The 25329-nt window shown below is 67.0% G+C and carries 24 protein-coding genes; 11 read left to right on the top strand and 13 right to left on the bottom strand.

What is annotated here, in order from left to right; genetic code table 11:
- The first annotated feature begins 36 nt into the window (after nt 1–36).
- Nucleotides 37–1320, top strand: coding sequence for an acyltransferase family protein (locus G6N59_RS21865; RefSeq protein WP_138228921.1), 1284 nt, complete (start codon nt 37–39; stop codon nt 1318–1320).
- On the opposite strand, the gene G6N59_RS21860 is transcribed toward G6N59_RS21865, so the two are convergent.
- Nucleotides 1317–1505 (bottom strand): DUF5302 domain-containing protein, encoded by a 189-nt coding sequence (locus G6N59_RS21860; protein WP_138228920.1) that lies wholly within the window; start codon nt 1503–1505, stop codon nt 1317–1319. The two genes, G6N59_RS21865 and G6N59_RS21860, sit on opposite strands and share 4 nt — an antisense overlap.
- Before the next feature lie 19 nt (nt 1506–1524).
- Entirely contained in the window at nt 1525–1968 is a 444-nt protein-coding gene (locus G6N59_RS21855) for a PPOX class F420-dependent oxidoreductase (protein ID WP_138228919.1), read from the bottom strand.
- 54 nt (nt 1969–2022) lie between these two features.
- On the opposite strand from G6N59_RS21855, the gene G6N59_RS21850 reads away from it, so the two are divergent.
- From G6N59_RS21850 to G6N59_RS21840, 3 genes are all read left to right on the top strand, one after another.
- On the top strand, nt 2023–2544 hold the full coding sequence (locus G6N59_RS21850) for a DUF1697 domain-containing protein (RefSeq protein WP_138228918.1): 522 nt from the start codon (nt 2023–2025) through the stop codon (nt 2542–2544).
- A complete protein-coding gene (locus G6N59_RS21845) occupies nt 2541–3374 on the top strand; it encodes a class I SAM-dependent methyltransferase (RefSeq protein ID WP_138228917.1) in 834 nt (277 codons plus the stop codon). Before G6N59_RS21850 ends, G6N59_RS21845 begins: the two co-directional genes overlap by 4 nt.
- 62 nt (nt 3375–3436) lie before the next feature.
- Nucleotides 3437–4708, top strand: coding sequence for a uracil-xanthine permease family protein (locus G6N59_RS21840; RefSeq protein WP_138228916.1), 1272 nt, complete (start codon nt 3437–3439; stop codon nt 4706–4708).
- Here the strand turns inward: G6N59_RS21840 and G6N59_RS21835 are convergent.
- Nucleotides 4681–7854, bottom strand: coding sequence for a bifunctional cytochrome P450/NADPH--P450 reductase (locus tag G6N59_RS21835; protein ID WP_234884089.1), 3174 nt, complete (start codon nt 7852–7854; stop codon nt 4681–4683). The two genes, G6N59_RS21840 and G6N59_RS21835, sit on opposite strands and share 28 nt — an antisense overlap.
- A gap of 34 nt (nt 7855–7888) precedes the next feature.
- The gene (locus G6N59_RS21830) at nt 7889–9394 is read right to left on the bottom strand and encodes a flavin-containing monooxygenase (protein WP_138228915.1); all 1506 of its coding nucleotides are present in this window, start codon (nt 9392–9394) and stop codon (nt 7889–7891) included.
- A gap of 131 nt (nt 9395–9525) precedes the next feature.
- On the opposite strand from G6N59_RS21830, the gene G6N59_RS21825 reads away from it, so the two are divergent.
- Nucleotides 9526–10722, top strand: coding sequence for a PucR family transcriptional regulator (locus G6N59_RS21825; protein ID WP_170212352.1), 1197 nt, complete (start codon nt 9526–9528; stop codon nt 10720–10722).
- A 7-nt stretch (nt 10723–10729) separates the two neighbouring features.
- Here the strand turns inward: G6N59_RS21825 and G6N59_RS21820 are convergent, their stop codons facing one another.
- Nucleotides 10730–11092 carry an Rv1152 family transcriptional regulator gene (locus G6N59_RS21820; protein WP_138228914.1) on the bottom strand — a complete coding sequence of 121 codons (363 nt, stop codon included), beginning with the start codon at nt 11090–11092 and terminating at the stop codon, nt 10730–10732.
- Nucleotides 11093–11176: 84 nt separating this feature from the next.
- Here G6N59_RS21820 and G6N59_RS21815 point away from each other — a divergent pair, with 84 nt between their 5' ends.
- Nucleotides 11177–11905, top strand: coding sequence for an NAD-dependent deacylase (locus G6N59_RS21815; RefSeq protein ID WP_138228913.1), 729 nt, complete (start codon nt 11177–11179; stop codon nt 11903–11905).
- 14 nt (nt 11906–11919) lie between these two features.
- Here G6N59_RS21815 and G6N59_RS21810 read toward each other — a convergent pair whose 3' ends face one another.
- The 3 genes from G6N59_RS21810 to G6N59_RS21800 are packed head-to-tail and all read right to left on the bottom strand — an operon-like array spanning nt 11920 to nt 15433.
- Nucleotides 11920–12549, bottom strand: a complete 630-nt coding sequence (locus G6N59_RS21810) for a class I SAM-dependent methyltransferase (protein WP_138228912.1) — start codon at nt 12547–12549, stop codon at nt 11920–11922.
- Nucleotides 12550–12551: 2 nt separating this feature from the next.
- Nucleotides 12552–13229: a TetR/AcrR family transcriptional regulator gene (locus G6N59_RS21805; protein WP_138228911.1), complete on the bottom strand. Its 678-nt coding sequence runs from the start codon at nt 13227–13229 to the stop codon at nt 12552–12554.
- Nucleotides 13226–15433: an MMPL family transporter gene (locus G6N59_RS21800; protein ID WP_138228910.1), complete on the bottom strand. Its 2208-nt coding sequence runs from the start codon at nt 15431–15433 to the stop codon at nt 13226–13228. Before G6N59_RS21800 ends, G6N59_RS21805 begins: the two co-directional genes overlap by 4 nt.
- A gap of 336 nt (nt 15434–15769) precedes the next feature.
- Here G6N59_RS21800 and G6N59_RS31645 point away from each other — a divergent pair, with 336 nt between their 5' ends.
- On the top strand, nt 15770–15892 hold the full coding sequence (locus G6N59_RS31645) for a hypothetical protein (RefSeq protein WP_020099274.1): 123 nt from the start codon (nt 15770–15772) through the stop codon (nt 15890–15892).
- Nucleotides 15893–16108: 216 nt separating this feature from the next.
- Here G6N59_RS31645 and G6N59_RS21795 read toward each other — a convergent pair whose 3' ends face one another.
- The 3 genes from G6N59_RS21795 to G6N59_RS21785 are packed head-to-tail and all read right to left on the bottom strand — an operon-like array spanning nt 16109 to nt 19044.
- On the bottom strand, nt 16109–17110 hold the full coding sequence (locus G6N59_RS21795; protein WP_138228909.1) for an NAD(P)H-dependent flavin oxidoreductase: 1002 nt from the start codon (nt 17108–17110) through the stop codon (nt 16109–16111).
- A 31-nt stretch (nt 17111–17141) separates the two neighbouring features.
- Nucleotides 17142–17894, bottom strand: a complete 753-nt coding sequence (locus G6N59_RS21790; RefSeq protein WP_138228908.1) for a 3-hydroxyacyl-CoA dehydrogenase — start codon at nt 17892–17894, stop codon at nt 17142–17144.
- Between the two features lie 49 nt (nt 17895–17943).
- A complete protein-coding gene (locus G6N59_RS21785; RefSeq protein WP_138228907.1) occupies nt 17944–19044 on the bottom strand; it encodes a CaiB/BaiF CoA transferase family protein in 1101 nt (366 codons plus the stop codon).
- A 121-nt stretch (nt 19045–19165) separates the two neighbouring features.
- Between G6N59_RS21785 and G6N59_RS21780 the strand changes: the two genes are divergently transcribed.
- Together G6N59_RS21780 and tet(V) are read left to right on the top strand one after the other, a co-directional pair.
- Nucleotides 19166–19954, top strand: a complete 789-nt coding sequence (locus G6N59_RS21780) for an enoyl-CoA hydratase (RefSeq protein WP_138228906.1) — start codon at nt 19166–19168, stop codon at nt 19952–19954.
- An 81-nt stretch (nt 19955–20035) separates the two neighbouring features.
- Nucleotides 20036–21319 (top strand): tetracycline efflux MFS transporter Tet(V), encoded by a 1284-nt coding sequence (gene tet(V), locus G6N59_RS21775; protein WP_138228905.1) that lies wholly within the window; start codon nt 20036–20038, stop codon nt 21317–21319.
- Between the two features lie 48 nt (nt 21320–21367).
- On the opposite strand, the gene G6N59_RS21770 is transcribed toward tet(V), so the two are convergent.
- Complete coding sequence (locus tag G6N59_RS21770) at nt 21368–21883, bottom strand: gamma carbonic anhydrase family protein (RefSeq protein ID WP_138228904.1); 516 nt, start codon at nt 21881–21883, stop codon at nt 21368–21370.
- 112 nt (nt 21884–21995) lie between these two features.
- Here G6N59_RS21770 and G6N59_RS21765 point away from each other — a divergent pair, with 112 nt between their 5' ends.
- Together G6N59_RS21765 and G6N59_RS21760 are read left to right on the top strand one after the other, a co-directional pair.
- Nucleotides 21996–23219 (top strand): MFS transporter, encoded by a 1224-nt coding sequence (locus tag G6N59_RS21765; protein WP_138228903.1) that lies wholly within the window; start codon nt 21996–21998, stop codon nt 23217–23219.
- A gap of 132 nt (nt 23220–23351) precedes the next feature.
- The gene (locus G6N59_RS21760) at nt 23352–24116 is read left to right on the top strand and encodes a fasciclin domain-containing protein (protein ID WP_138228902.1); all 765 of its coding nucleotides are present in this window, start codon (nt 23352–23354) and stop codon (nt 24114–24116) included.
- A 70-nt stretch (nt 24117–24186) separates the two neighbouring features.
- Here the strand turns inward: G6N59_RS21760 and G6N59_RS21755 are convergent, their stop codons facing one another.
- Nucleotides 24187–25329, bottom strand: a complete 1143-nt coding sequence (locus G6N59_RS21755) for an acyl-CoA dehydrogenase family protein (RefSeq protein ID WP_020099264.1) — start codon at nt 25327–25329, stop codon at nt 24187–24189.

The following is a 25329-nucleotide window of genomic DNA, read 5'->3' as shown; positions in this document are numbered from 1 at the left end:
GCACTACCTAGGGGTCCGCCCCTTACGTTCGAAGGCATGACCACCCGCGTCTTCCCTTCTGCTGCCGAAATCGCGCAGCGCACACCGGCCGACCGTGACCGCGCCATCGACGTCATCCGCATCGTCTCGCTGATCGGCGTGGTCGCCGGTCACACCATCATGGCCACCAGCATGATCGAGCACGACGTGTTCCGGTGGGGCAACCTGCTCACCACGTCAGTGGCGTTCCAAGCCCTGACCTGGATTTTCCAGATCATGCCGCTGTTCTTCTTCGCCGGCGTCGCGGCCTCGGCCGCCTCGTACCGCAGTGGGATGAGCTGGGGCGGTTGGCTGCTCAAGCGCTGCACCCGCCTGTACCGGCCGGTGTTCTACTACCTGGCGTTCTGGGCCGGGGCGCTCCTGATGCTGAAACCGCTGCTGCCGGTCCACGTCTACGAGCCCGTCGCCGGCATCAGCATCCAACTGCTGTGGTTCCTGGGCGCGTACGTCCTGGTGCTCGCCGCGGTGCCGTTACTGCTCCGGATAACCACTCTCGGCCGGCTCGTCGCGTCGGTGGCCGGTACCTACGCCCTGGTCGCGCTGGTCGACGCCATCCGCATCAACGACCACTCCTGGTCGGCGCTGGGTTATGTGAACTTCGTGGTGTGGCTGATCCCCGGCATGTTCGGGGTGGCATACCGCCGCGGCCTCCTGACGCCCACCACCGCGCTGCGCGTCGGCTTGGCCATGCTGGCCGTCAATGTCGCGATGGTCTGGGTCGGCCCCTATGAGCTGAGCCTGGTCGGCATCGAGACGCAGCACATCAAGAACATGACGCCGCCGTCACTGCTGCTCGCCGGGCACGCAATCATGATGTGCGCGTTCGCCATTGCCGCCATCCCGGCCATCAGCCGCTGGGCCACCCGGCCCCAGGTGTGGCGCTTCGCCGTGATCGGCAACACCGGCGCCATGACGCTGTACCTCTGGCACATGCCTGCTCTGCTCGGCATGCACCTGGCCTTCGACCTGGCGGGCCTGCCCCGCTACCCCGGCCGGCCGCACTTCCTCGTGCTGAGTGTTTACCAGGTGACGCTCATGGCCATCCTGGTCGCCGGGCTCTTCCTGCTGCTGCGCCCGCTGGAGAACAATCCGCTACCGCTCTGGGACGGCGGCCGGGTCTCGGCACCCGGTTGGCGGAGCGCCGCCGTCGGCACACTGTTGATGGTCGCCGGCGCAGCGACGCTGGCGTCGGTCGGCTGGGGCCTGAAAGGCACCGGCTTGCAGTGTGTTTCGGTGATGCTGGCCGCGTTGGTGGCGGCGCGGGCGCTGGCCCGGGACTAGCCGCTCTTGCGGCGGAACTCCCGCCGACCGCCGCCGACCGCGCCGTGCGACTTGGACTGCTTGGCCCCGCGATCCTGCTGGGCGGCGGTGCCGGCAGAACCGGCCTTCTTGCGTTCGAGCGCCTCGCGGAACTTCCGCTTGGTCTCGTCGGGCGATGCTGAACCTTCGTCGGAGTTCTCGGCCATGGACGCCACAGTAGCGCGTTCAGCGCACGCCGGGAGGCAGCCCGTACAGATGGGTTATCGGCATCGTGAGCAGTACCCTGCGGTCGGCGACCATCGCCCGCCGATAGTCGTCCCAGTCCGGATGCTCACCGGAGATGTTGCGGTACAAGGTGATCAGGCCCTCGACGGTGTCGTCGTCAGGCGCCGCAGCCGGTGGACTCAGCACCGCGTCGCCCTCGGCGACCGCATACGCCCAGCCGTCGTCGGACCGGACGTAGATCGACGCCCGGGCGTCGCGCCGCAAGTTCCGGGTCTTGGCCCGGGGTTCGGTGATCGACACCCCGATGGTGACGGCGCGTGGGTCGAAGAAATAGGACACGTTCGACAACTGCGGGCGGCCATCGCGTTTGATGGTGGCCAGCACGCCCAGCGAATTGTCGCTGATCAGCGCGAGCAGCTTGTCTTCGAAGACCTGACGGGTCATGGCCCCCAGCGTACGGCGCAAGTGCCTACCATTGGGCGTCATGACGGAGTTCGGATGACGCGCTACGCGGTGTTCCTGCGCGGCGTCAACGTCGGCGGGGTGAATCTGAAGATGGCCGACGTCGCCGCGGCCTTCCGCGAAGCCGGCTTCGATGAGGTCAAGACCCTGCTCGCCAGTGGCAACGTCGTGCTGTCCAGCTCCGCCAAGGCAGCCACAGTCCGCACGAAAGCCGAAGCGACGCTGCGGGAATCTTTCGGGTACGACGCCTGGGTGCTGGTGTACCCGGCCGCCGAGCTCCGAACCATCTCCGCGGACTTCCCCTTCGAGAGAGAAGTCGACGGCCACCATTCCTACGTGACGTTCGTCGGCGACCCGGACGTGCTCGACGAATTGGACGCCCTGACGCCCACCTCCGGTGAGACGATCCAGCGCGGTCACGGTGTCCTGTACTGGCAGGTGGCGCGTGGCGCCACCCTGGACAGTGCGCTCAGCAAGACCATGGCCAAGAAGCGCTACAAATCGTCCACCACCACCCGCAACCTGCGGACTGTCGAGAAAGTGCTGGCCGCCCTATGAGTTCACCGCAGAAGATCGACGGCAGCACGCTGACCGGGGTCTCCGAGACGGCGCTGATGACCCTGCAGGTCCGGGCCAGCGAAGCGCGCCGACCCGACGGCATCATCGACGATCCGGTCGCGGTCGAACTGGTGGACCGCATCGACTTCGATTTCGCCAAGTTCGGTTATTCGCGACGCCCCGACATGGCGATGCGCGCGTTGGCGTTCGACCGCGCCACCCACGATTATCTGCGCGACCACCCGAAGGCCACTGTGGTGGCGCTGGCCGAAGGTCTGCAGACCAGCTTCTACCGCATCTCCGCCAGCGATGTCGGTACCGAATTCCGTTGGCTGACAGTTGATCTACCGCCGATGATCGAGGTCCGCAGCAAGCTGCTCCCCCCTTCGGACCGGGTTTCGGTGTGCGCACAGTCGGCGTTGGACTACAGCTGGATGGATCAGGTTGACGTCACCGAAGGCGTCTTCATCACCGCCGAAGGCCTGCTGATGTACCTGCAGCCCGAAGAGTCGCTGGGACTGATCGCCGAGTGCGCCAAACGGTTTCCGGGCGGACGGATGATGTTCGATTCGCCGCCCGCACTCTTCGCCCGACTGGTCGGACGCGGAATGCGGACCTCCTTGCGCTACCGGGTGCCTCCGATGCCGTTCACCCTGTCGGCAAGCCAGGCCGCGCGATTGGTCGACACCATCCCGGGAATTCGGGCGGTCCACGACGTCGAGTCCCCCGCCACTCGCAGCCGGCTGCTCAACGCCATCATGCGAACGGCACAACGGACTCCGCTGCTCGACCCGGTGCGCCCCGCAATGACGCTGCTGGAGTTCGGCTAGTCGCATCGCGCCGAATGCGCTGACAGACAGCGAATATGAGCCCCGTCCGGCAATATGACCGGATGGTTCCCCTCTCCTGGACGCCGGTCGGACCGGACGCCGCTGTCGTCGCCCCCGACGAACGGCTCAGCTGGCCGCGCACCATCGGTATCGGTGCCCAGCATGTGGTGGCCATGTTCGGCGCCACCTTCTTGGTGCCGGTGCTGACCGGTTTCCCGCCCGCCACCACGCTGTTGTTCTCCGGTATCGGCACCATCGCGTTCCTGCTGATCACCGGAAACCGGCTGCCGAGCTATCTCGGGTCGAGCTTCGCGGTGATCGCGCCGGTGACGGCCGCGACCGCCGCACACGGAAGCGGCAGTGCGCTCGGTGGTCTGATCGCCGTGGGTCTGCTGCTGATCCTGGTCGGCGCGGTGGTGCATCTGGTCGGCACGCATTGGCTGGATCTCACGTTGCCGCCGGTGGTCACCGGTGCGATCGTCGCGCTCATCGGGTTCAACCTGGCCCCCGCGGCAAAGCACAATTTCGAGAAGGGACCGCTGGTCGGCCTGGTGACGCTGGTGCTGCTGGTCGCGACGCTCGCATTCTTCCGGGGCATCATCGGCCGGCTGGCCATCTTTCTGGCGGTGGTCATCGGTTACCTGCTGGCGCTGGCCCTCGGTGAGGTCGATACGACAACCATCGCGGCTGCCCCGTGGATCGGGCTGCCCGAATTCCGCAGTCCGTCGTTCAGTCTGGCGGTCCTGCCGATGTTCCTGCCGGCGGTCATCGCGCTTATCGCCGAGAACATCGGGCATGTGAAATCCGTGGGCCAGATGACCAGGAAGGACCTGAATCCACTGATGGGGCGGGCGCTGGCGGCTGACGGGGTGGCCACCGTGCTGGCCGGCGCCGGCGGCGGTTCGGCCACCACCACCTACGCGGAGAACATCGGAGTGATGGCCGCAACGCGCGTCTACTCCACCGCCGCATACTGGGTGGCTGCCGCAGTGGCTGTCGTATTGTCGTTGTGCCCCAAGGTCGGAGCCGCGATCTCCGCCATTCCACCGGGTGTGCTGGGCGGGGCGACGATCGTCCTGTACGGCCTGGTCGGCATCCTCGGCGTGCGGATCTGGCTGACCAACCGGGTGGATTTCTCCCAGCCGATCAACCAGATGACCGCCGCGATACCGCTCATCATCGGTATCGCCGATTTCACCTGGCACGCCGGGCCACTGACATTCACCGGTATCGCGCTCGGTTCCGTTGCGGCACTGGTGATCTACCACGGCATGCGAGGGCTGACGGCCCTCCGCGACGGGACTCGCTACCCGGCCCAGACGTCCTCGACATAGCGGTCGGTGTTGACCAGACCGGCCAGCCAGGCGCGGGCCGCGTCGTCGTCAGCGCCGGTCCGGCTGCGGTAGATGTCCTGGAACGCGGCGCGCACGGCAGGCGCCATCTGGGCGCCGTCGCCGCACACGTAGACGTGGGTGTCGTTGTCCGGATTGCCGAGCATGTCCCAGACTTCGTCGGCGTCCGCAGCGATGCGGTCCTGCACGTACTTGACCTCATCACCGGCGCGGGAGAACGCCGGCCGCATCCGGACGATGCCGAGGCGCTCGGCGTCTTCGGCCTCGTTGCGGAACAGGTAGTCCACGTCGGGGTGCCGCACACCGAAGAAGCACAGCGCTGCGGTGAACGGCTCTCCCGATTCCAGCGCGCCCAGGCGGTCTCCGATGAAGCCACGGAACGGGGCGACGCCGGTGCCGGCACTGACCAGAATGACGTTGCGGGCCGGGTCCGCACCGGCGCGAAAAGCCTGTCGGGCCGGGTCCACCCGCATCCGAATCTGCTGCCCTGGCACCGCATCTGCGAGGTAGCTGGATGAGACGCCGCGGAACACACCGGTTCCGGAGCGGGCCGGCCCTTCGAGCACGCCCACCACCAGCTCGACTTCACGGACACGCCGGCGCGACGACGTCGCGATCGAGTAATGGCGTGGGGACATCGGTTCGAAGAGTTCCAGCAGCTCCGCACGGCTGAGCTGGGTGGCCGGGAACTCCACGAGGCACTCGGTGATGCTGAGCGCGCGGGCCTCGGGGTCGTCTGCCAATGCGGTCAGCGCGGCACGTTCCGGTGGGCACGGGTTCGCCGCAGCGAGCCGCAGCAGCTGGCTCCGGGTGGCCGGCTTGCGGAGTTCCAGGAAGTGCGTAAGCAGTTCGCGCACAGTGACTTCCCGGTCGATCGGGATGGCCCGCCGCGTGCTGCGTCGTGGATTGATCGAGATCCGGCGATCGAGGCGCAGGTCCAGCAGTTCGGCGACCTCGTCGACGAGTGCGGGACTGTTGTCCGGCAGCACGGTGAGGTGATCGCCCGTCTGATAGTCGACTCCGTCGGGCAGCGCGATGCGGATCAACCGCTTGTCCTGCCCGAACTCGGAGCCGGTGTCCACCAACGGAATGTTGTCCAGCACCGTGGCCGGCTGCACCTGGTAGCGGGCGTCGATCGCTGCGGTGACCGGTCCGTCGATGGCGCGCAGGTCGTAGAGCGACTCCTCGGCCACGGGTTCGTCCGCGGCGACAGCGCCGAAAACACCGCCGAGCGCATTCCACAGTGCCACCGAGAAGTCCTCCACCGCCCCGGCGAAGTCACCCGAGGTGTCGGCTTCCGCCGTCGGAAAAAGTTGCGTGGCACCGAGTTCCGCGAGCCGGGCATCGATGCGCCGGGGTATCGCCATGTAGGTCTCGGCCCAGTTGCGGTCGCCGACACCGAGAACCGCATACGGCACCGCCGGCACCTGATCCGCCGTTCCATCCAGCCAGTCCACGAATGCGCGGGCGTCGTCGGTCGGCATCCCGTTGTACGACGCGGCGACGATCACCACCGCCCCGTGGTCCGGCAGCGCGCCCGCCGCGGAATCCAACGCAGCAACGGTCGTTTCATAGCCGAGGTCGACGGCTTCGTCACCGAGCTGCTGAGCCAGCGATCGGCAGTTTCCGAGGTTCGACCCATGCAGCACAAGCAGTTTCGTCCCGGACGGCACCGCCACTCGGGATTGGGTCACCGGCGCCGCGGTGACGACGGCGGCAGCTTGCCGCCGTTCCCCGGGAGTACGACGAATGAGCTGCACATGGAAGCCCTCCGGCTTGCGCAGCAGGTCGCTGTGGGTGCGCAGGGTGTAGTGCTCGACGTCGACGAACCGGTAGCGGTGCACCAGAGTCGCGATCGCCATGGTCGCTTCGTGCAGCGCGAACTGCCTGCCGATGCAGGACCGTGCGCCGGTCCCGAACGGCTTGAACAGGTTGACCGGACGCTGCCCGGCTCGTTCGGTGTCGAACCGATCGGGGTCGAACATCTCGACGTTGTCGCCCCACTCCGGTTGCCGGTGCAATGACGATGTCAGCACCGTCACCGCTTCACCGCGCCGCACGGGATACTGGCCGCCGATGACGGTATCTGCCAATGCCATTCGGTCGAATTCTCGTACCGGCGGGGACAGTCGCAGGGTCTCGTCGATGATCCGGCGGATGTAGGTGAGCTTGCCGATCTCGTCGAATGCCGGCACATGGTCGTCGTCGGGGCCGAACACCGCGTCGGCCTCCGCCTGCGCGTGGTGCAGCACCGCCGGGTTCTTGACAATGCTGTACAGCGCCGTCGGCATCACCGTCGACGTGGTGTCCTGCCCGGCGACCATGAACGTGGCGATCTGGTTGCGGATGCTGTCGTCGTCGAGGATCGGTTTCCCGTCGGGACCGGGCTGCAGCATCAGCACCAGGAGATCGTCGAGGTCGGCCTCGCCTGCGCGGTGGCCGGCGATCAGGTCCGCGATGAAGCGGAACAGGTTGGTTCGCTCGGCTTCGAAGACCGCCTGGTCGGCGTTGGGTCCGGCAAGAATCTGGTTCAGCGCGGCCGCGAAACTGGCGGGGACTTCGGCAAGGCCCTCGTGCTGAAAGGAGTCGAACCTGGCGCCGAACCCGGCCAGGCCCACGGTGTCCATGGCCAGCTTCGCCAGATCACCGGCCACGTCAACCGGGTGCGCGCCGACCGCCGCATCCCACTGCTCGAGCAGCTGGCGATTGATGTCCAGCATCGCCGGGTGATAGCTGTGCAGTCCACTGAAGCTGAATCCCGGGATCAACAGGTCGTGGGCCTGCTGCCAGCCATCCTCACCGGTGTAGGCGGTGAACAACCCGTTGCCGGCCAGCGGCCGGAATCGCGCCAACCGATCGGTGAGGCCTTTGACGAACCGGGTCTCGTCACAGAGCTCGTCGACCAGTGCCAGCGAGCAGGCGTACAGCCGTCGACTGCCGCCGAAGTCGGCGTAGAACAGCGGGCCGTACTGCTCTGCCAACAAATCCAGCGGCAACGAATAGGGCCGCCCGGGGACTGGCCCGGGCGGCAATTCGACGCCGACAGCTGAAGGGACACCGGGAATCTCGGGCGGCACTGCCGGCGACTCTATACATCCCGTCGCTTCGCTCGCCTTAGATGTCTCCATTCCCGTCAGCGTAAGCGGCTCTCCTGAGCGCCGATTAGGAAACCGGCACGAACTCCCCAACTTCTGCGCGGGTGGCGGTCGCGAACCGCAGGTTCGGGTCCGTCACCGCACCGTGCCGCAGCACCTCGCGGTCGACGTTGTAGTTCATCGACATCACCCACGGACCCGAGGTCCCCTGCCGAGGCAGCATGTTCGCGACCCGCTGGACATATCCGGCGGCAAAGTCGAGCAGCGGCTTGGTCTCCATGCCCGCACCGTCGACCACCGGCCGGACGCTGTCGAATCCATTGGCGTCCATGTGTGTCAGCAGTCGGCAGAAATGCTCGCACAGCAGCCCGACCTTGAGCGTCCACGAGGAGTTGGTGTAGCCGAAGGCGAAGGCGAAGTTCGGCACACCCGACAGCATGATGCCCTTGTAGGCGACGGTGTCGGCGAAGTCGACCGCCTTGCCGTCCACGGTCAGCGTCATGCCACCGAACATCTGGACGTTCAAACCCGTTGCGGTGACAATGATGTCGGCATCCAGATGCTGCCCGGACTCCAGCTCGATGCCGGTCTCGGTGAAGGTCGCGATGCGGTCGGTGACGACCGCGGCCCTGCCGCTGCTGATCGCGTTGAACAGGTCGGCATCCGGGACGGTGCACAGGCGCTGATCCCACGGCTTGTAGTCGGGGCTGAAGTGCGTGTCGACGGGGTAGCCCGCAGGCAGCTCTCGCGCGTTGGTCCAGCGGATGACGCGGCGGGCGGCGGCCGGGTACTTCTGGCACAGCGTGTACACGGCGCGCTGCCGGATGACGTTCTTCCGCCGGGCCAGCGCGTAGCCGCGGTCAGCACCGAGCACACGTCCGGCCACGTTGGCGAAGGCGTCCTTGGACGGCACCGGCAGGATGTAGGTCGGCGAGCGCTGCAGCATGGTCACGTGCGCGGCCTTGTCCGCCATCGACGGCACCAGCGTTACCGCGGTCGCCCCGCTGCCGATGATGACGACCTTCTTGCCGGTGTAGTCGAGGTCCTCGGGCCAGTGTTGCGGGTGCACGACCTGGCCGGCGAAGCGGTCGCGGCCCGGGAACTGCGGCGTGAAGCCCTCGTCGTAGCGGTAGTAGCCGCCGGCACAGAACAGCCAGTTGGCGGAGATTTGCACCAGCTCGTTGGTATCGGTCCGCTCGACGTCGACGACCCAGCGCGCGGTGGCACTGTCCCACGCGGCGCCGAGCACCTTGTGGTGGAACCGGATATTGCGGTCAATGTTGTTCTCGCTGACCGTCTCTCGCAGGTACGCGAGGATCTTGTCGGCGGAGGCGATGGCGTCCTCGTCGCGCCACGGCTTGAACTCGTAGCCGAACGTGTGCAGGTCCGAGTCCGAGCGAATGCCGGGGTACCGGAACAGGTCCCAGGTTCCACCGGTCGCACCGCGGGACTCCAGGATGGTGTACGTCCGTCCGGGATGTTCCTTCTGCAGGTAGTAGGCGGCACCGATGCCGGAGATTCCGGCGCCGACGATCAGCACGTCGACCTGGGTGATGTTGGCGGTGTGCTCCATTGCAGACTCCCTGTTGGCGGTGGTGGGCGTGGAAACAATGGTCGTGTCCGGCGGCCCTGCAGTGGAAGGCCAAAACATCCCAAGTTTGCCGATCAACGGTGCACTATGCACCAGCGCGATAGCCTGCCCCCATGGACGGCACCCAGCCATCAGTGCAGATTCGCGAGCTGATTCGGCAGTGCGCACAGGTGGTCGTCAATGCCCCTGCGGAATGGCTCGACGAACTCGACCGCGCCGTGCTGGGCGCCAATCCGGCCATCGCATCCGACCCCGAGCTGGCCGCGGCCGTCAGCCGCAGCAACCGCTCGAATCTGCTGTTCTGGGGGGCGGCCAACGTGCGCGATCCCGGCGCACCCGTACCGCCCAACGCCGGCGCCGAGCCCATGAGCGTCGCCCGGGAGATGGTCCGGCGCGGCGTCGACTCGTACACGCTGGACGCTTACCGGGTCGGTGAAGGCGTGGCGTGGCGGCGCCTGATGGATATCGCCTTTGAACTGACCGCCGATCCCGCAGATCTGCATGTCGTGCTCGATGTGTGCTCACGGTCGATCAGCGACTTCGTCGAGGCCACCCTGGCCGCCATCGCCGCCCAGATCGAACTCGAGCGCGACGAACTCACCCGCGGCAGCCACGCCGAGCGGCGGGCGACGGTCGCACTGCTCCTCGACGGCGCCCCGATCCCCCGGCAGCGCGCCGAAAGCCGCCTGGCCTACGGACTCGGCGGGAACCACACCGCCGCCATCATCTGGATCGACAATCCGAACAGCGACCTATCTCAATTGGACCGGGCCACTGAAGCTTTCGGACGCGCTGCGGGCGGCCGACCGCTCAGCGTGCTGGCCAGTACCGCCACGCGGTGGGTATGGGCACCAGGTTCGGTCGATGCCGACTCATTGGCACCTGCCGCCGGACGCGAAGTCCGTATCGCGATCGGGTCGACGGGCGCCGGGGTAGCCGGGTTTCGGCGCAGCCACTTCGATGCGATCACCACCCAGCAGATGATGGCGCGACTGCACTCGCCGCAGCAGATCGCGGAATACACCGATATCGAGATGGTCGCGCTGCTGACCGCGGATGCCGACCGCGCCGCAGACTTCGTCAAACGCGTACTGGGTGAGCTGGAGTCGGCGAGCCCGGAATTGCGCTCTGCGGTATGGACATTTGTGCGCGAGCAGTGCAACGTGTCCCGCGCCGCCGGCAAGCTCTTCACGCATCGCAACACGCTGCTGCGCCGGCTGGCCCGGGCCGACGAGCTGCTACCGCGGCCGCTGTCGGAGAACAGTGTCGAAGTAGGCGTCGCACTGGACGTACTACATTGGCGCGGTTGACGTTCCCCTACTCGAACGCCGCGTCCAGATACCGCAGCGCGTCGGTCTTCAGCACACCGAAGGCCCGGGCGGTGTCGGCGAATGCGTTGGCCGCATCCACCATGGCGGCGGCAGCCGGGTCGGCCGCAGCCACGAAAGTCCCTGACCGCCCCCGGGTTTCGAGGACGCCCGCGGTCTCCATTTCACGGTAGGCGCGAGCCACGGTATTGGCCGCCGTCCCCAGCGTGCCGGCCAGGTCACGGACGGTGGGCAGCCGGGTCCCCGCGGGCAGGCGACCACTACGAATGGCCTCGATGATCTGCAACCGCAACTGGTCGAACAAGGGGCCTGCGTGCGGATCAAGGTGGACCCACTCACCGAAATCGGTCATCTGCCGAGTATGACCGATGGTGCTGAAGCCCATTTCGCCGTCGGCGAGTGGCCCAGCTCACCCGAAACCCGATAACGTGGGCTGATGCGGGTGACGGTGTTCAGCGGTGCGGGAATGTCCGCCGATAGTGGCGTGCCAACCTTCCGGGACGCCGAGACCGGCCTGTGGGCCAACACCGACCCTTACGAGATCTCCAGTTCGGACGCCTGGCGCCGGCACCCCGAGCGGGTGTTCGCCTGGTATCTGTGGCGGCATCACATGATGGGCGACGTGTCCCCCAACCCGGGTCACCGCGCGGTGGCCGCATGGCAGGACTACGCCGAGGTCGACGTCGTCACCCAGAACATCGACAATCTGCACGAGCGGGCCGGCAGCACCCGGGTGCACCACCTGCACGGCAGCTTGTTCCACTTCCATTGCGACAGTTGCAAAGCCGATTTCGAGGGCACGCTTCCGCCGATGCCGGAGCCCGAAATCGCGATCGAACCACCAGAGTGCTACTGCGGCGGGCTGATCCGGCCCAACGTCGTGTGGTTCGGCGAGAACCTGCCATCCGACGCGTGGAACAACTCCGTCGCGGCGGTCAGTACCGCCGACCTGGTGATCACCGTCGGCACGTCGTCGGTGGTGTACCCGGCGGCATCTCTGCCGGAAGCAGCTGCGGCGCAGGGTATTCCGGTGATCGAGGTGAATCCCCAGCCGACGCCGTTCTCCGATCAGGCCACGGTGTCCCTGCGGGAGACGGCTGCGACGGCGCTGCCCACCCTGTTGCAGCGGCTGCCCGAACTGCTGCCGACCATCAAGCAGGCCTGACTCTGGCCCAACCCCTAGCTGGGCCGGACCGCCCGGCCCAGTGCCGCTTCCGACAGCGGCACCCAGCCCGGCAGCATCAGCACCCGCCGGGCGTCCGCGACCTGGAATCCCGCGCCGACGATGCTCTTCTCGGTTTCCCGGTGCGCGTGACAGTTGCCCGAAATCTTGGGCCAGAACGTCGAATCCAGGAAGCGTTGCGCCCGGCCGCGCACCCCTTCGCTGGCGACGTGCTCGAAGTAGCGCAGCTCCCCGCCCGGCTTGAGTCGCGAGTACATCTGCCGCAGAACACTTTCCGGCTGGTCGACCGAGCACAGCACCAGTGAGCACACGACTGCGTCGAACAGCTCGTCGCCGTCGAAGTCCTCGACGGTCTCGGTACGCACGGTCACCGGCACGGGCGCGGTCAGCGCCGCCTTCCGCGCCAGCGGTGCGAGCCGCACCTCGGGCTCGACGGCCACCACCTCGGTCACGGTGTCCGGGTAGAAGGCGAAGTTGGTTCCGGTGCCGGCACCGATTTCCAGTACCCGGCCGGTGAGCCCGGTCAGGTTCTCCTGGCGCAGTCGGGTCATGAACTTGCGCTCACGTGACGACATTGCGATCCACATGCGGGCGAAGAACGGGTTGTCCACCGTGATGTCGGTCATCGTCAGGAACCTTTCAGTCGCTCGACGAGCTGGTCCGGCGTCCTATCCGGTCCGCCCAGTCCTCTCACCATGCCACCCAGGCACGCAGCGCTCAGCACCCGGTCCGCGAACTCCTCGAGATCACCGAACGGCAGGTACGGCCGCGAGATGAACAGGGCCGCCAGGCCGTGTGCGACCGTCCACAATCCGAGTGCCGTCACCGTGACATCGCCCGCATCTCCCCGGGGATAACTCCCCTCGTCCATCAGAGCCTGCACCGAATCCCGCATGTGCACGAAAGCTGCGGTGTCGAGGGCCTGATCCACGTCGCTGCCCGGATGCCCCTCGGACATCATGGCGATCCGGTAGAGCTCCGGGTTCTGCCGGGCGAAGCGGACATACGCCAACCCTTGGGCACGTAGCCGGTCGATCGTGGTCGGTTCCTCGGCGGCCACCTGCTGCATGACCTGGTCCAGTCGCTCGAAGTACCGCCCACACACCGCGTCCAACAACGCGTCCTTGTCGGCGAAGTGCAGGTAGATCGACGGCGGGGTGACACCGACCCGCTGGGACACCGAGCGGATGGATACCGCCTTCTCCTGATTGGATTCCAGGAGCAATTCGGTTGCCGCGTCGAGGATTTCGTCGCGCAGCTGGTCACCCGACCCGCGCGGGGAACGACGCCGCCGCACCGCTGTCATTGCGCGCCGCACGCCGACGGCACCGGCGGGGACTCACTGATGCCAATGCGCTTGTGCAGCCGGGCCAGCGGCGCCGGAGCCCACCAGTTCCACCGGCCCATCAGGTGCATGAAGGCCGGCACCAGTACCGTCCGCACGAGGGTGGCGTCCACCAGAACAGCGATGGTCAGCCCGAGCCCGAACATCCGCATGAACGAGACTTCCGCGGCAATCAGCGCGCCGAACGATATCGACATCACCAGCGCCGCCGCGGTGATCACCCGGCCGGTGTGGGCCAGCCCGAGGGCCACGCTCTCATCGTTGTCCTGCTCGACAAGCCAGAATTCGCGGATGCGAGCGACCAGGAACACCTCGTAGTCCATCGACAACCCGAACGCGATGCAGAACAACAGCACCGGCATGTTGGAGGCCAGCGTCCCGGTCGCGGTGGTGCCGAGCGCACCGAGATGGCCGTCTTGAAAAATCCAGACCAACGCACCGAAGGCCGCGGTGAGCGAAAGCACGTTGAGCACAACGGCTTTCACCGGCAGCACCACACTGCCGGTCAGCAGGAACAACAGCCCCAGGGTGATGACGGCGATGACGGCGAGCACCCACGGCAGCCGATCGGTGACGGCCTGCACGCTGTCGTGGCTGATCTGCGCGACACCGGCGAGCTGCACGGCGCGCCCGTCCGGTCCGCTGACCGCATGCACCTCGTCGAGTTGCGCTTGCGACGCGTCGGAGAACAGCGGCGCGCTACTGCCGATGGTCAGGAAGGCGCTGCCGTCGACGATCGCTGCGCCGGGTCCGGCCGGCCCCACCTTCCGCCCACCGACGAAGGTGCCGGTCGGCGCCGTCACTTTCGTGACCGCAGCGATGCGCGACAGGTCGGCGGCGTAGGTATCGAAGGCGCCCGGCGACAGCCCTGCCGCGTGGGGAATGACGGCCGTGATGTCGGTCGCCGAGTTGTTGGCGAAGTCGTTGCGCAGCTGATCTCCCACCTGATGCGCGGATGCGGAATTGGGCAATACCCGCTCGTCGGGGAAACCCCACTTCGCACCGAGGAAGGGTGCACCCAGCACCAACAACAGCACGACGACAGCCAGGCCGGCCGACACCGAGCGGCGCATCACCGCCTTGGCGGTGCGATAGAAGAACGTCTCGTGCACCGGCTTGGGCGCGGTCTTGCGTCGGAACAGGCTGAGGGCATCGAGCCGGTCGCCGAGCAGCCAGATGGCCGCCGGCGTGACGATCACCGCGGCCGCGGCGGCGAATGCGACCGTCGCGATGCCGGCGTAGGCGATGGACGTGAGGAAGTACATCGGGAACATCAGCATGGCAGCCATCGACAGACCGACCGTCGTGGCCGAGAACAGCACCGTCCGCCCGGCGGTGACCATGGTGCGGATCAATGCCCGGTCGCGGGCCTGCCCGTCGGCCACCTCGTCGCGGTAGCGACTGATGATCAACAGCGTGTAGTCGATGGCGAGCGCCAGCCCGAGTGCGGTGGCGACGTTGAGCGCGAACACCGACACGTCGGTGAAGAACGTGATGGTCCGCAACACCGCCAGCGTGCCGGTCATCGCCAGCCCGCCGACCAAGATCGGCAGTGCGGCAGCGACCAGTCCGCCGAACACCCACACCAAAACCAGGAAGCTCAGCGGCACCGCGATGGACTCCATGACGAGCAGGTCGTGCTCGGTCTGCGTGTTGATCTGGGAGTAGACCATGGCGCCGCCACCGGCCTTGACGGTGACGCCCGGCCGGTCGTGCACCACTTGGTCGGCGAGTTCCTGAGCGTACTTCTGCGCATTGTTCTCGCCGCCGCTCATGCCGGCCACGATCAGCCCGGACTTGCCGTCCTTACTGATGAGCTCGCCGGCCGCGGCCGGCGGCACAGTCCAGGCCGAGGACACATAGGCCACGTGGGGCGAGGCTTTCAAGTGGTCGACGATGTCGCGGGCGGCCGCGGACGCCGCCGGCCCGTGCACCCCGTCGGGCGCGCTGACGGTAACCAGCATCGGCATGTCGCCTTGATGGAACGTGGTGGCCAGCAGCCGACCGGCTTGCGACGACTCCGACTTCGGGTCCTGGAAACCACCGGCCGGCAGGGTCTTGACCACCGGGACGCCGAAGATCGCCGCAGCGATCAGGACCAGCCCTGCCAGCGCCAGAATTCTCTTCGGCGCGGCGATGGCCAGCAGCGCAATGCGGTTCAGCATGAAGTCCCCTTCGAATAACACCGCTAAGTTATCGTCGATAACTCAGGCGTGTCAACAGTCGCCCACAGTGATCACGAGAATTATTGACGTCCGGTTCAGGCGGCCGACCAGGCGTTACCGACGTGACGGTCATCATGTTTGCTACTGGCCAGTGAACTAAGGCGCGGTCCGAGGCTCGAAAAGTACATCAAGATCAGCCGTGGCCTTGCGGAATGAGGCCTACTCACGGGTCACTTAGCGACCCGGTTTGGCCAACCTACCCAGCGGTAAGAATTGCCAGTGTTTTCCGAATCGTGACTCAACGATTTCTTAATAGCGACCCATAGCCTCATAGACATGTGGATCGACGACACCAACGCAGATGTCATCAAAGTAGATTTCGATGCCCTGTACCACGGGGACGTCCTGATCGAGGGTGACACGTCCGAGCAGTTCCCCGACCTCGCCGAGGCTGTCTGATTCCGCGGGTTCACCCGCGAGTCTGACGCCGCGCCGAAGCGCGACGCCCGTGCGCCGAAACCGCGCGCACGAGAGGCTCGTAGGAGTGATCACCAGCGTCGAAGCCGCCGACCGACGAGGTCGGCGGCTTTTTGTGGCTCTGGGGCCAGTGCACCGAGAACGCAGTGAGGGTCGTGACTCCGGTGGAGTCACGACCCTCAGCGCGGTATCTCCGGGCTAGACGCCGGCGAGCTCGGCTTCGCCCGCGCCGACCATGCGGGCCAGGCGGCCGGTGATGATCTCCTCGGCCTCGCCGACAATGCGGCTGATCAGCTCGTCGCACGTCGGGATGTCGTGGATCAGGCCCATGACGGTGCCCGCGGTCCAGATGCCGGCGTCGATGTCGCCGTTCTCGAACACCTTGCGGCCGCGCACACCCGCCACCAGATCCTTGACGTCCTCGAACTGGCCGCCCTTCTTCAGGATGTCGACCACCTCACGCGAGACGGCGTTGGACGCCACCCGCGCGGTGTTGCGCAGGCTGCGGAAGATCAGCTCGGTGCCCCGCTCGTCGGTCGCCACAATGGCTTCCTTGACGTTCTGGTGGATGCAGGACTCGACTGTGCACATGAAGCGCGTGCCCATGTTGATGCCGTCTGCACCCAGCGCCAGCGCCGCGACCAGGCCACGCGCGTCACCGAAACCGCCCGAGGCGATCATCGGAATCTCGATCTCCTTGGCGGCGGCCGGGATCAGCACCAGCCCTGGCACGTCATCCTCACCGGGGTGACCGGCGCACTCGAAACCGTCGATGCTGATGCCGTCGACACCCAGACTCTGGGCCTTGACCGCATGGCGCACCGAGGTGCACTTGTGCAGGACCTTGATGCCGTTGTCGTGGAACATCGGCAGGTGGGGGCCGGGGTTGGAGCCGGCGGTCTCGACGATCTTGATGCCGGCGTCGACGATCACCTGGCGGTATTCGTCGTACGGCGGCGGGGTGATCGACGGCAGGATCGTCAGGTTCACGCCGAACGGCTTGTCCGTCAGGTCGCGGGTCTTGGCGATCTCGTTGGCGAGGTCCGCCGGCGTCGGCTGCGTCAACGCGGTGATGAAGCCCAGACCGCCGGCATTGGCAACGGCGGCAACCAGTTCCGCGCGACCGACCCACTGCATACCGCCCTGGGCGATCGGGTGCTCGACACCGAATGCCTCGGTGAACTTCGTCGTGATGGCCATCAGCTGTCCTTTCGGCTCTTCGCGCAAGCGCTCATCGCGGCGCCATCCGGATCGCGCCATCGAGGCGGATGACCTCGCCGTTCAGCATCGGGTTTTCGATGATGTGCTGCGCGAGGAAGCCGTACTCGTCGGGATCACCCAGGCGAGCCGGATGCGGGACCTGCTGGCCCAACGACTTCTGCGCCTCCTCGGGCAGCGAGCCGAGCAGCGGCGTCTTGAACAGGCCCGGGGCAATGGTGCACACGCGGATCAGCTCACGCGACAGGTCGCGGGCGATCGGCAGGGTCATGCCGACCACGCCGCCCTTGGAGGCCGAGTACGCGGCCTGACCGATCTGGCCGTCGAACGCCGCCACCGACGCGGTGTTGATGATGACGCCCTTCTCACCGTCGACCGCCTCGGTCTTGGCGATGCGCTCGGCCGACAGCCGGATGACGTTGAACGTGCCGATCAGGTTGACCTCAACCACCTTGCGGAAACCGGCCAGCGGGAACGCGCCGTCCTTGCTCAAGGTCTTGATGGCGTTACCGATGCCGGCACAGTTGACGTTGATGCGGACCGGGCCCATCTCCTCGGCCGCGTCCAGCGCCGCGCTCACGCCGGCCTCGTCGGTGACGTCGGTGGCAACGAACTTGGCGCGCGGGCCCAGCTCGGCGACGACGTCCTCGCCCTTGAGGTCGATGACCACGACGCTGCCACCGGCGTCGAGCAGACGCTTGGCGGTTGCCAGGCCCAGGCCCGACGCACCACCGGTCACGACAGCGACGGAATCTTTGATCTGCATTGATGCAATTCCCTTCTTGTTACGGAAATCTGTGGCGCCCGCCGGGGCCTCAGGCCCAGTCGCGCAGGACCGACTCGGTGTCGGCACCGGGCGCGCGGGGCGGCGTCGGCGTGGTCGGCACGCTGCGGGAGAACCGCGGGGCCGGCATGGGCTCGAGGTTGTCGCCCCCGTCCGGGAACCGGAAGAACGTGCCGCGCTCGGTGATGTGCGGTTCGGTCTCGACCTCGGCGAAGCTCAGCACCGGTGTGGTACAGGCGTCGGAACCGGCGAACACCTTGGCCCAGTGGTCGCGCGTCTGCGCCTTGAAGGCGGTGGTGAAGATGTCGCGCAGTTCGGGCCAGCGGCTCACGTCCTGCTGCGCCGGCAGGGCCGCGGGGTCCAGCTCCAGCTTGGCCAGCAGCTCGGCGTAGAACTGCGGCTCGATCGCGCCGACCGCCATGTACTTGCCGTCGGCGGTCTCGTAGGTGTCGTAGTACGGCGCACCGGTGTCGAGCATGTTGGTGCCGCGCTCGTCACTCCACATGCCCTGGCTGCGGAAGCTCCACATCATCTGCGTCAGCACGCTGGAACCGTCGACCATCGCGGCGTCGACCACCTGGCCCTTACCGGAGGTCTGCCGTTCCCACAGCGCGGACAGGATGCCGACCAGCAGGAACATCGAGCCGCCGCCGAAGTCACCGGCGAGGTTCAGCGGCGGGACCGGGCGCTCACCCTTGCGGCCGACGGCATGCAGCAGACCGTTCAGTGAGATGTAGTTGATGTCGTGGCCGGCCTGCAGTGCGCGCGGGCCGGTCTGGCCCCAGCCGGTCATCCGCGCATAGACCAGCTTCTCGTTGACCTTGGCGCAGTCCTGCGGGCCCAGGCCCAGACGCTCGGTGACGCCGGGCCGGAAGCCTTCGATGAGGACGTCGGCCTTGGCGATCAGCTTCAGGACCAGTTCGCGGCCCTCGTCGCTCTTCATGTCGACGGACACCGACCGGCGGTTGCGCAGCATCGTGTCGCGGGCCGGCATGGGAACGCCGGCGGCCTTGTTGGGCCGGTCCACCCGCACCACGTCAGCACCCAAGTCGCCCAGGATCATCGCCGCGTGTGGTCCGGGGCCGATTCCGGCCAACTCGACAACGCGTAGTCCCTGCAGTGGTCCAGCCATCTCAATGCACCTCTTGGTCGATCGGTTCGAGCCCAGTTCTATTGACCGCGACATAGCTTACTTGTATAACGAAGTCTGTCTAGTGCGGGCATCTGGCCCGCCCGTGAAACTGGGGTACTGAATGACTTACACCGGATCCGACGATCTGACCGTCGCTCTGGCCGACGGCGTGTTGTCCGTGACGCTCAACCGGCCGGACACGCTGAACTCGCTGTCGCTGGGAATGCTCGAACTCCTCGGCGATGCGGTGCTCCGGGCCGCGACCGACCCCGAGGTCAAGGTGGTCCGCCTCGGCGGCGCCGGTCGGGGCTTCTGCTCCGGCGCGGGCCTGAGCGCCGAGGACCAGGACGCCAAATTCGACGCGGCAGCGGTCTTGAATGCGGCCAACCGGGCCGTCGCGGCACTGGTGAACCTGCCCAAGCCCGCAGTCGCGGTGGTGCACGGCGTCGCCGCCGGAGTCGGGGTGTCCCTGGCGCTCGGGTGCGACATCGTCCTGGCCTCTGAGAAGTCATCCTTCCTGCTGGCCTTCACGAAGATCGGGCTGATGCCCGACGGCGGCGCCTCGGCTCTGGTCGCCGCGTCGATCGGCCGGGCCCGGGCCATGCGGATGGCGCTGCTCGCCGAGAAACTCCCCGCCGCCGAGGCATACGCCGCCGGACTGGTCAGCTCGGTGCATGCGGCAGACGACCTCGACGCAGAAGTGGACCGCGTGCTCACGGTGCTCACGTCCGGCCCGGCCGTGGCCTTGCGCAAGACCAAGCAGGCCGTCAACGACGCCACCCTGACCGAGCTGAACAACGCGTTCGCCCGCGAAGCCGCCGGGCAGATCCAGCTTTTGCACGCCGCCGACTTCCGGGAGGGCGTGGCGTCGTTCCAGCAGCGCCGGCTGCCGGTCTACTCCGACGTCTAACTGGTGATTTGTGCACGTTTTTCCGCGCTCGCCGCGGAAAAACGTGCACAAATCGCTTGACGGGCGCGGGACCATGGATTTGTGAGTCCCCAGTTCGACGTCGAAACGCCCGAACCGCGGACCACTGACCGCTGGCGGGTCTTCGCGCCCCTGCGTTTCCGCGAATACCGCCTGCTCATCGCGGCCGTCTCACTGTCCATCTTCGCCGAGGGCATGTGGACGGTCGTGGCCGCGCTGCAGGTCATCGCGCTGGACAACGATCCGGCCGCGCTGTCCCTGGTGGCGACCTGCCTTGGTACCGGCCTGGTGTGCTTCGTGTTGGTCGGTGGCATCGCGGCCGACCGGCTGAACCGACGCAACATCATCATCACCGTCGAGACCGTCAACCTCGCCGCGGTGACGGCCGTCGCTGTCCTCAGTTCGACTGGGGCGCTGCGCATTTGGCACATGGCGGTGGCAGCGACGTGCCTCGGTATCGCCGCCGCGTTCTTCTTCCCGGCGTACAGCGCGCTGCTCCCTCGGCTGTTGCCGGCCGAACAACTGTTGGCAGCCAACGGCATCGAGGGCACCGTACGCCCGGTACTGCAGCAGGCGATCGGCCCGGCCGCCGCGGGTGTGCTGGTCGGGCTGACATTCCCGTGGATCGGTGCGACGACCGTTGCGGCGTTGTTCGCGGTTGGCCTGGTCCTGCTGGTGGCGACCCGACCGGCTGCCGTCGCGGGCGCTGACGAGCCGGCGGACAGCAAGCACGTATTGCACGATCTGCGTGACGGTTTCCGGTTCATGACCCGTACCCCATGGCTGTTGTGGACGCTACTGGTCGCGAGCGTGTACGTGCTGGTGGTACTGGGACCGATCGAGGTGCTGGTGCCCTTCATCGCCGAGCAACGCTTCACCGACGGCCCGCGCGCCTACGGCTTCATCATGGCCGGGTTCGGGATCGGCAGTGCCATTGGCGCACTGACGGTTTCGTCCACCCGCCTGCCGCGGCGCTATCTGACGGCGATGATGGCGATCTGGGGTCTGGGCGCCCTGCCGCTGATCGTGGTCGGCAGCACCTGGTCGTTTCCGCTGATGTTGGCCGCGGCGTTCCTCGTCGGTATCGGCGACGGCGCGAGCATGGTGATCTGGGGAACGCTGCTGCAGCGGCGAGTACCGACCGAGATGCTGGGCCGAGTGTCGAGCCTCGACTTCTTCGTCTCGTTGGTGTTTCTCCCGGTGTCCTACGCGATCGCCGGACCGTTGTCGAAAATTGTTGGCATGCAATGGATTTTCCTGGTGTCAGGGCTGGTGCCGGCAGTCCTGACCGCCATCGCGTGGAGCGTGGCCCGGATGCGGGCCGACGAAATCGCCCACCCGCTGTGATTTGTGCACGATTTTCCGCGGGTGCCGCGGAAAGTCGTGCACAAATCCCTAGCCGCGGTGCAGGGTCAGCAGGTGCTCGTAGACCTCGCCATTGATGCGGTTGTGTTTGATCTCGTCTTCGGTCAGCTCACGCCGAATCTTGCCCGGCACTCCGGCGATCATCATCCCCGGCGGCACCACAAACCCCTGCGGCACAACGGTTCCGGCCGCCACCAGCGAACCGGCGCCGATCCGCGCGCCGTTGAGCACGATGGCGCCCATGCCGACGAGGGCGCCGTCCTCGACGGTGCAGCCGTGCAGCACCGCGTTGTGCCCAACACTGACACCGGCACCGACCTTTACCGGGAAGCCCGGGTCGACGTGCACGGTGCAGCCATCCTGGATGTTGGAGCCTTCGCCGATCTCGATGGGCTCGAATTCCGCACGCAGCGTTGTGCCGTACCAGATGCTGGCCCGCGCGGCGAGCGTGACCTGGCCGAGCACCGATGCGGTCGGCGCGACCCACGACTCGTCGTGCAGCTGCGGGGCATGGCCCTGAATGGGAAGAATCAACGGTCCTGACATGCGGCACATGTTAGATCGCGTGCCCGTCCGGCCGAGAGCGTGGCGCAATCTGTGCGGTTCGTGTCGGTCCTGCCACTGGTTTCCCGCACGCGCCACCGGCCACAGTGATGCGGTGACGCTCACCTCGACGACAGCGGCGCCGACCCGTACTGCGTGGGCGGTGGCTGCGGTCAGCTTCCTGGCCATCCTGTCCGCCGCAGGTTTCCGTGCAGTGCCCGGCGTCCTGATGGACCCGCTGCACCACGAGTTCGGCTGGTCGCACGCGACCGTGGGCCTCGCGATGTCGGTCAACATGACGCTGTTCGGAGTCACCGCTCCCTTCGCCGCCGCGCTGATGGACCGATTCGGGGTCAGGCCGGTGCTGACGGTGGCGCTGGGTTTGATCACCGCCGGTTCTGCGCTGTCGGTTCGGATGACGTCCGGCTGGCAGTTGGTGGCGTGCTGGGGCGTACTGGTCGGCGTCGGCACCGGCTGCATCTCGATGGGGTTCGTGGCGACGGTAGCGACTCGCTGGTTCGATGAACGCCGTGGCTTGGTGACGGGCGTGCTGACCGCCGCCAGCGCGACCGGGCAACTGATCTTCCTGCCGGTGGTCGCCGAGGTCGCCACCCGTCACGGTTGGCGGTGGGCGTGCCTGATCGTTGCCGCCGCCGCATTCGCGGTCATCGCGCCCGTCCTCGTCGTCATGCGGCACCACCCGCCTGCACCAACCGCGGCGCCGACCAATGGCTTCCGGTCGGCGCTCGACGGGCTCGTGCTCGGCGCGCGGGTGCCGGTGTTCTGGCTGCTGGCGGGCAGCTTTGCGATCTGTGGGATGACGACCAATGGACTGATCGGCACCCACTTCATCCCCGCGGCGGGCGACCACGGCATGCCGACGACGGTCGCCGCCGGCCTGCTGGCCACCATCGGCGTGCTCGACGTGGCCGGCACGGTCTGTTCTGGCTGGCTCACCGACCGGGTCGATCCGCGGCTTCTGCTCACCGTGTACTACGTCGGACGCGGGATTTCGCTCATGCTGCTGCCTTCGCTGCTTTCTCCGCACGCCGACCCGGGCACGTGGGTGTTCATCGTCTTCTACGGCCTGGACTGGGTTGCCACGGTGCCGCCCACGATCGCGCTGTGCCGCGACTACTTCGGCGATCGGTCCCCCGTGGTGTTCGGTTGGGTGTTTGCCGCGCATCAAGTGGGCGCCGCGCTCGCAGCGGCCGGCGCCGGCTGGCTACGCGACCTGCAAGGTAACTATGACCTGGCCTTTCAACTGGCCGCAGGGTTGTGCGCGGTCGCCGCGATGCTGTGCTTCAGTATCCCAAAAGTCCAGGTCAGAACCGCGTGACCAATACGGACCGCCGGTAGCTGATTTTGCTGTTTCACAGCGCCAGCCATTACCATTCGACAGGCGTCACGCCCCGGATGGTGATATCCCCGCCGGACTGCGTGCGCGTCGTGAACAGCTGAGGAGCCGAATATGAAGACTCGCACCAGCCGATTTCTGGGCGTAACCGCGGCCGTCGCCGCGTTGACGGCATCACTGCCGCTCGCAGTGTCCGCCTACGCAGACCCGCCGCCGCTGCCGCCGCCGACCAACAAGACGGTGGACCCGCAGGGCCCCGGCTGCGACAAGGTCCGGGCCGGCATGCCCGCCCTGCAGACGTTGGTCAACAAGCCGGTGAGCGCCGTCCTGGCCGCCATTCCGTCGATCAGCACCTTCAACTCGGCGGTGTCCGGTGGCCTCAACCCCGCCGTGAACATCAACAGCGTGCTGGACAACGGCCCGTACGTGGTCTTCGCGCCCACCAACGACGCCTTCGCGGCGCTGGACCCGGCCAAGCTCGAGTCCCTGAAGGCCGACCCGGCCGCGCTGACCAACCTGGACTACTACCACGTGTTCCTCGGCGTACTGGGCAATGACACCGTCAAGGGCCAGCGCCCGACGCAGCAGGGCACCCAGATCAAGGTGACCGGCGACGGCGGCGACATCAAGATCAACGACACTGCCAAGCTGGTCTGCGGCGCCATCGAGGCGAGCAACGCCCGCATCTACGTGATCGACACCGTGCTGGACATGGCGACGGCCCCGACCCCGGTCACCGCCGCGGGCAGCGAGACCTCGACGTCCTCCACCACGACCACGTCGGCCACCACGACCACGTCGACCTCCGCGGCTCCGAGCGCCGCCGAGTCGTCGGCTACGTCTTCGGCGGCCCCGACCACCACGTCGGCCGCGCGGTAGCCAACCAGGTCAAAGAAATCGGCGCCCCTGCACCACGTTGTGCGGGGGCGCCGATTGGCTTTGGCGGGGCTCAGAGACCCAGGTCGCGGCCGATGATGTCCTTCATGATCTCGGTGGTGCCACCGAAGATCGTCTGGATGCGGGCATCGCAGTAGTCGCGGGCCACGCGGTACTCCATCATGTAGCCGTAGCCGCCGTGCAGCTGCACGCAGCCGTCGATGACCTTCTTGGCGGTCTCGGTGCAGAACCACTTGGCTTTGGCCGCCTCAACCGCCGACAGGTCGCCGTCGAGCACGCCCTCCAAGCACCGGTCGATGTACCGCTCGCATACGTCGAGTTCGGTGTCCATCTCGGCCAGCAGGAACCGGTTGTGCTGGAAGCTGCCGATCGGCTGCCCGAAGGCCTTGCGGTCCTTGGCGTATTGCAGTGTCTGACGCCAGGATTCGCGCGCGCCGGCGATCGCCGAGATCGCGATGCCGAGCCGCTCGGACGGCAGGTTCTGCATCAGGTGGTAGAAGCCGCGGCCTTCCTGGCCGAGCAGGTTCGCCTGCGGCACCCGGACGTTCTCGAAGTGCAGCTCCGAGGTGTCCTGCGCGTGCAGACCCATCTTGTCGAGCTTGCGGCCCCGCTCGAAGCCTTCCATGCCGCGCTCGACGACCAGCAGCGTGAAGCCCTTGTGCCCGGCTTCGGGATTGGTGCGACACACCACCACGACCAGGTCGCAGTTGATGCCCGACGAGATGAATGTCTTGGAGCCGTTGATGATCCAGTCGTCGCCATCGCGCACGGCCGACGTGCGGATGCCCGCGAGGTCGCTGCCGGCGCCGGGCTCGGTCATCGCGACGGCGAGGATCAGCTCACCGCTGGCGATACCGGGCATCCATCGCGCCTTCTGCTCGTCGTTGGCGAGGTGCTTGAAATACGGTGCGACGACGTCGTTCTGGAGGCTCAGCGACGGCGCCGGGCCACCGTAGCGGGCCAGCTCCTCGTCGATGACGGCGTTGAACCGGAAGTCGTCGGACCCGCCACCACCGAACTCCTCGGGCATGTTGAACCCGATCAGGCCGTACTTGCCGGCGGCGACGAACGCCGACCGGTCGACCATGCGCTGTTCTTCCCACTTCTCGGCGTTGGGGACGAGCTCACGCTCGATGTATTGCCGGGTGGATTCCCGGAGCGCCTCATGCTCCGCTTCGAATACTGTCCGCTTCAC

The sequence above is a fragment of the Mycolicibacterium aubagnense genome, assembly GCF_010730955.1.
GTDB lineage: Bacteria > Actinomycetota > Actinomycetes > Mycobacteriales > Mycobacteriaceae > Mycobacterium > Mycobacterium aubagnense.
The sequence above is the reverse complement of the archived record's forward strand: the minus strand, read 5'-3'. Positions and strand labels throughout refer to the sequence as shown.

Excerpts from the sequence above, each read along its gene's own strand:
- G6N59_RS21830 (WP_138228915.1), bottom strand. The coding sequence starts at position 9,394 with ATGGAGCACACCGCCAACATCACCCAGGTCGACGTGCTGATCGTCGGC.
- G6N59_RS21835 (WP_234884089.1), bottom strand. The coding sequence starts at position 7,854 with ATGGAGACATCTAAGGCGAGCGAAGCGACGGGATGTATAGAGTCGCCG.
- G6N59_RS31645 (WP_020099274.1), top strand. The coding sequence starts at position 15,770 with ATGTGGATCGACGACACCAACGCAGATGTCATCAAAGTAGATTTCGAT.
- G6N59_RS21770 (WP_138228904.1), bottom strand. The coding sequence starts at position 21,883 with ATGTCAGGACCGTTGATTCTTCCCATTCAGGGCCATGCCCCGCAGCTG.
- G6N59_RS21760 (WP_138228902.1), top strand. The coding sequence starts at position 23,352 with ATGAAGACTCGCACCAGCCGATTTCTGGGCGTAACCGCGGCCGTCGCC.
- G6N59_RS21860 (WP_138228920.1), bottom strand. The coding sequence starts at position 1,505 with ATGGCCGAGAACTCCGACGAAGGTTCAGCATCGCCCGACGAGACCAAG.
- G6N59_RS21810 (WP_138228912.1), bottom strand. The coding sequence starts at position 12,549 with ATGACCGACATCACGGTGGACAACCCGTTCTTCGCCCGCATGTGGATC.
- G6N59_RS21840 (WP_138228916.1), top strand. The coding sequence starts at position 3,437 with ATGGTTCCCCTCTCCTGGACGCCGGTCGGACCGGACGCCGCTGTCGTC.
- G6N59_RS21795 (WP_138228909.1), bottom strand. The coding sequence starts at position 17,110 with ATGGCCATCACGACGAAGTTCACCGAGGCATTCGGTGTCGAGCACCCG.
- G6N59_RS21855 (WP_138228919.1), bottom strand. The coding sequence starts at position 1,968 with ATGACCCGTCAGGTCTTCGAAGACAAGCTGCTCGCGCTGATCAGCGAC.
- G6N59_RS21790 (WP_138228908.1), bottom strand. The coding sequence starts at position 17,894 with ATGCAGATCAAAGATTCCGTCGCTGTCGTGACCGGTGGTGCGTCGGGC.
- G6N59_RS21805 (WP_138228911.1), bottom strand. The coding sequence starts at position 13,229 with ATGACAGCGGTGCGGCGGCGTCGTTCCCCGCGCGGGTCGGGTGACCAG.
- G6N59_RS21845 (WP_138228917.1), top strand. The coding sequence starts at position 2,541 with ATGAGTTCACCGCAGAAGATCGACGGCAGCACGCTGACCGGGGTCTCC.
- G6N59_RS21825 (WP_170212352.1), top strand. The coding sequence starts at position 9,526 with ATGGACGGCACCCAGCCATCAGTGCAGATTCGCGAGCTGATTCGGCAG.
- G6N59_RS21850 (WP_138228918.1), top strand. The coding sequence starts at position 2,023 with ATGACGCGCTACGCGGTGTTCCTGCGCGGCGTCAACGTCGGCGGGGTG.
- G6N59_RS21865 (WP_138228921.1), top strand. The coding sequence starts at position 37 with ATGACCACCCGCGTCTTCCCTTCTGCTGCCGAAATCGCGCAGCGCACA.
- G6N59_RS21785 (WP_138228907.1), bottom strand. The coding sequence starts at position 19,044 with ATGGCTGGACCACTGCAGGGACTACGCGTTGTCGAGTTGGCCGGAATC.
- G6N59_RS21800 (WP_138228910.1), bottom strand. The coding sequence starts at position 15,433 with ATGCTGAACCGCATTGCGCTGCTGGCCATCGCCGCGCCGAAGAGAATT.
- G6N59_RS21780 (WP_138228906.1), top strand. The coding sequence starts at position 19,166 with ATGACTTACACCGGATCCGACGATCTGACCGTCGCTCTGGCCGACGGC.
- G6N59_RS21820 (WP_138228914.1), bottom strand. The coding sequence starts at position 11,092 with ATGACCGATTTCGGTGAGTGGGTCCACCTTGATCCGCACGCAGGCCCC.
- G6N59_RS21815 (WP_138228913.1), top strand. The coding sequence starts at position 11,177 with ATGCGGGTGACGGTGTTCAGCGGTGCGGGAATGTCCGCCGATAGTGGC.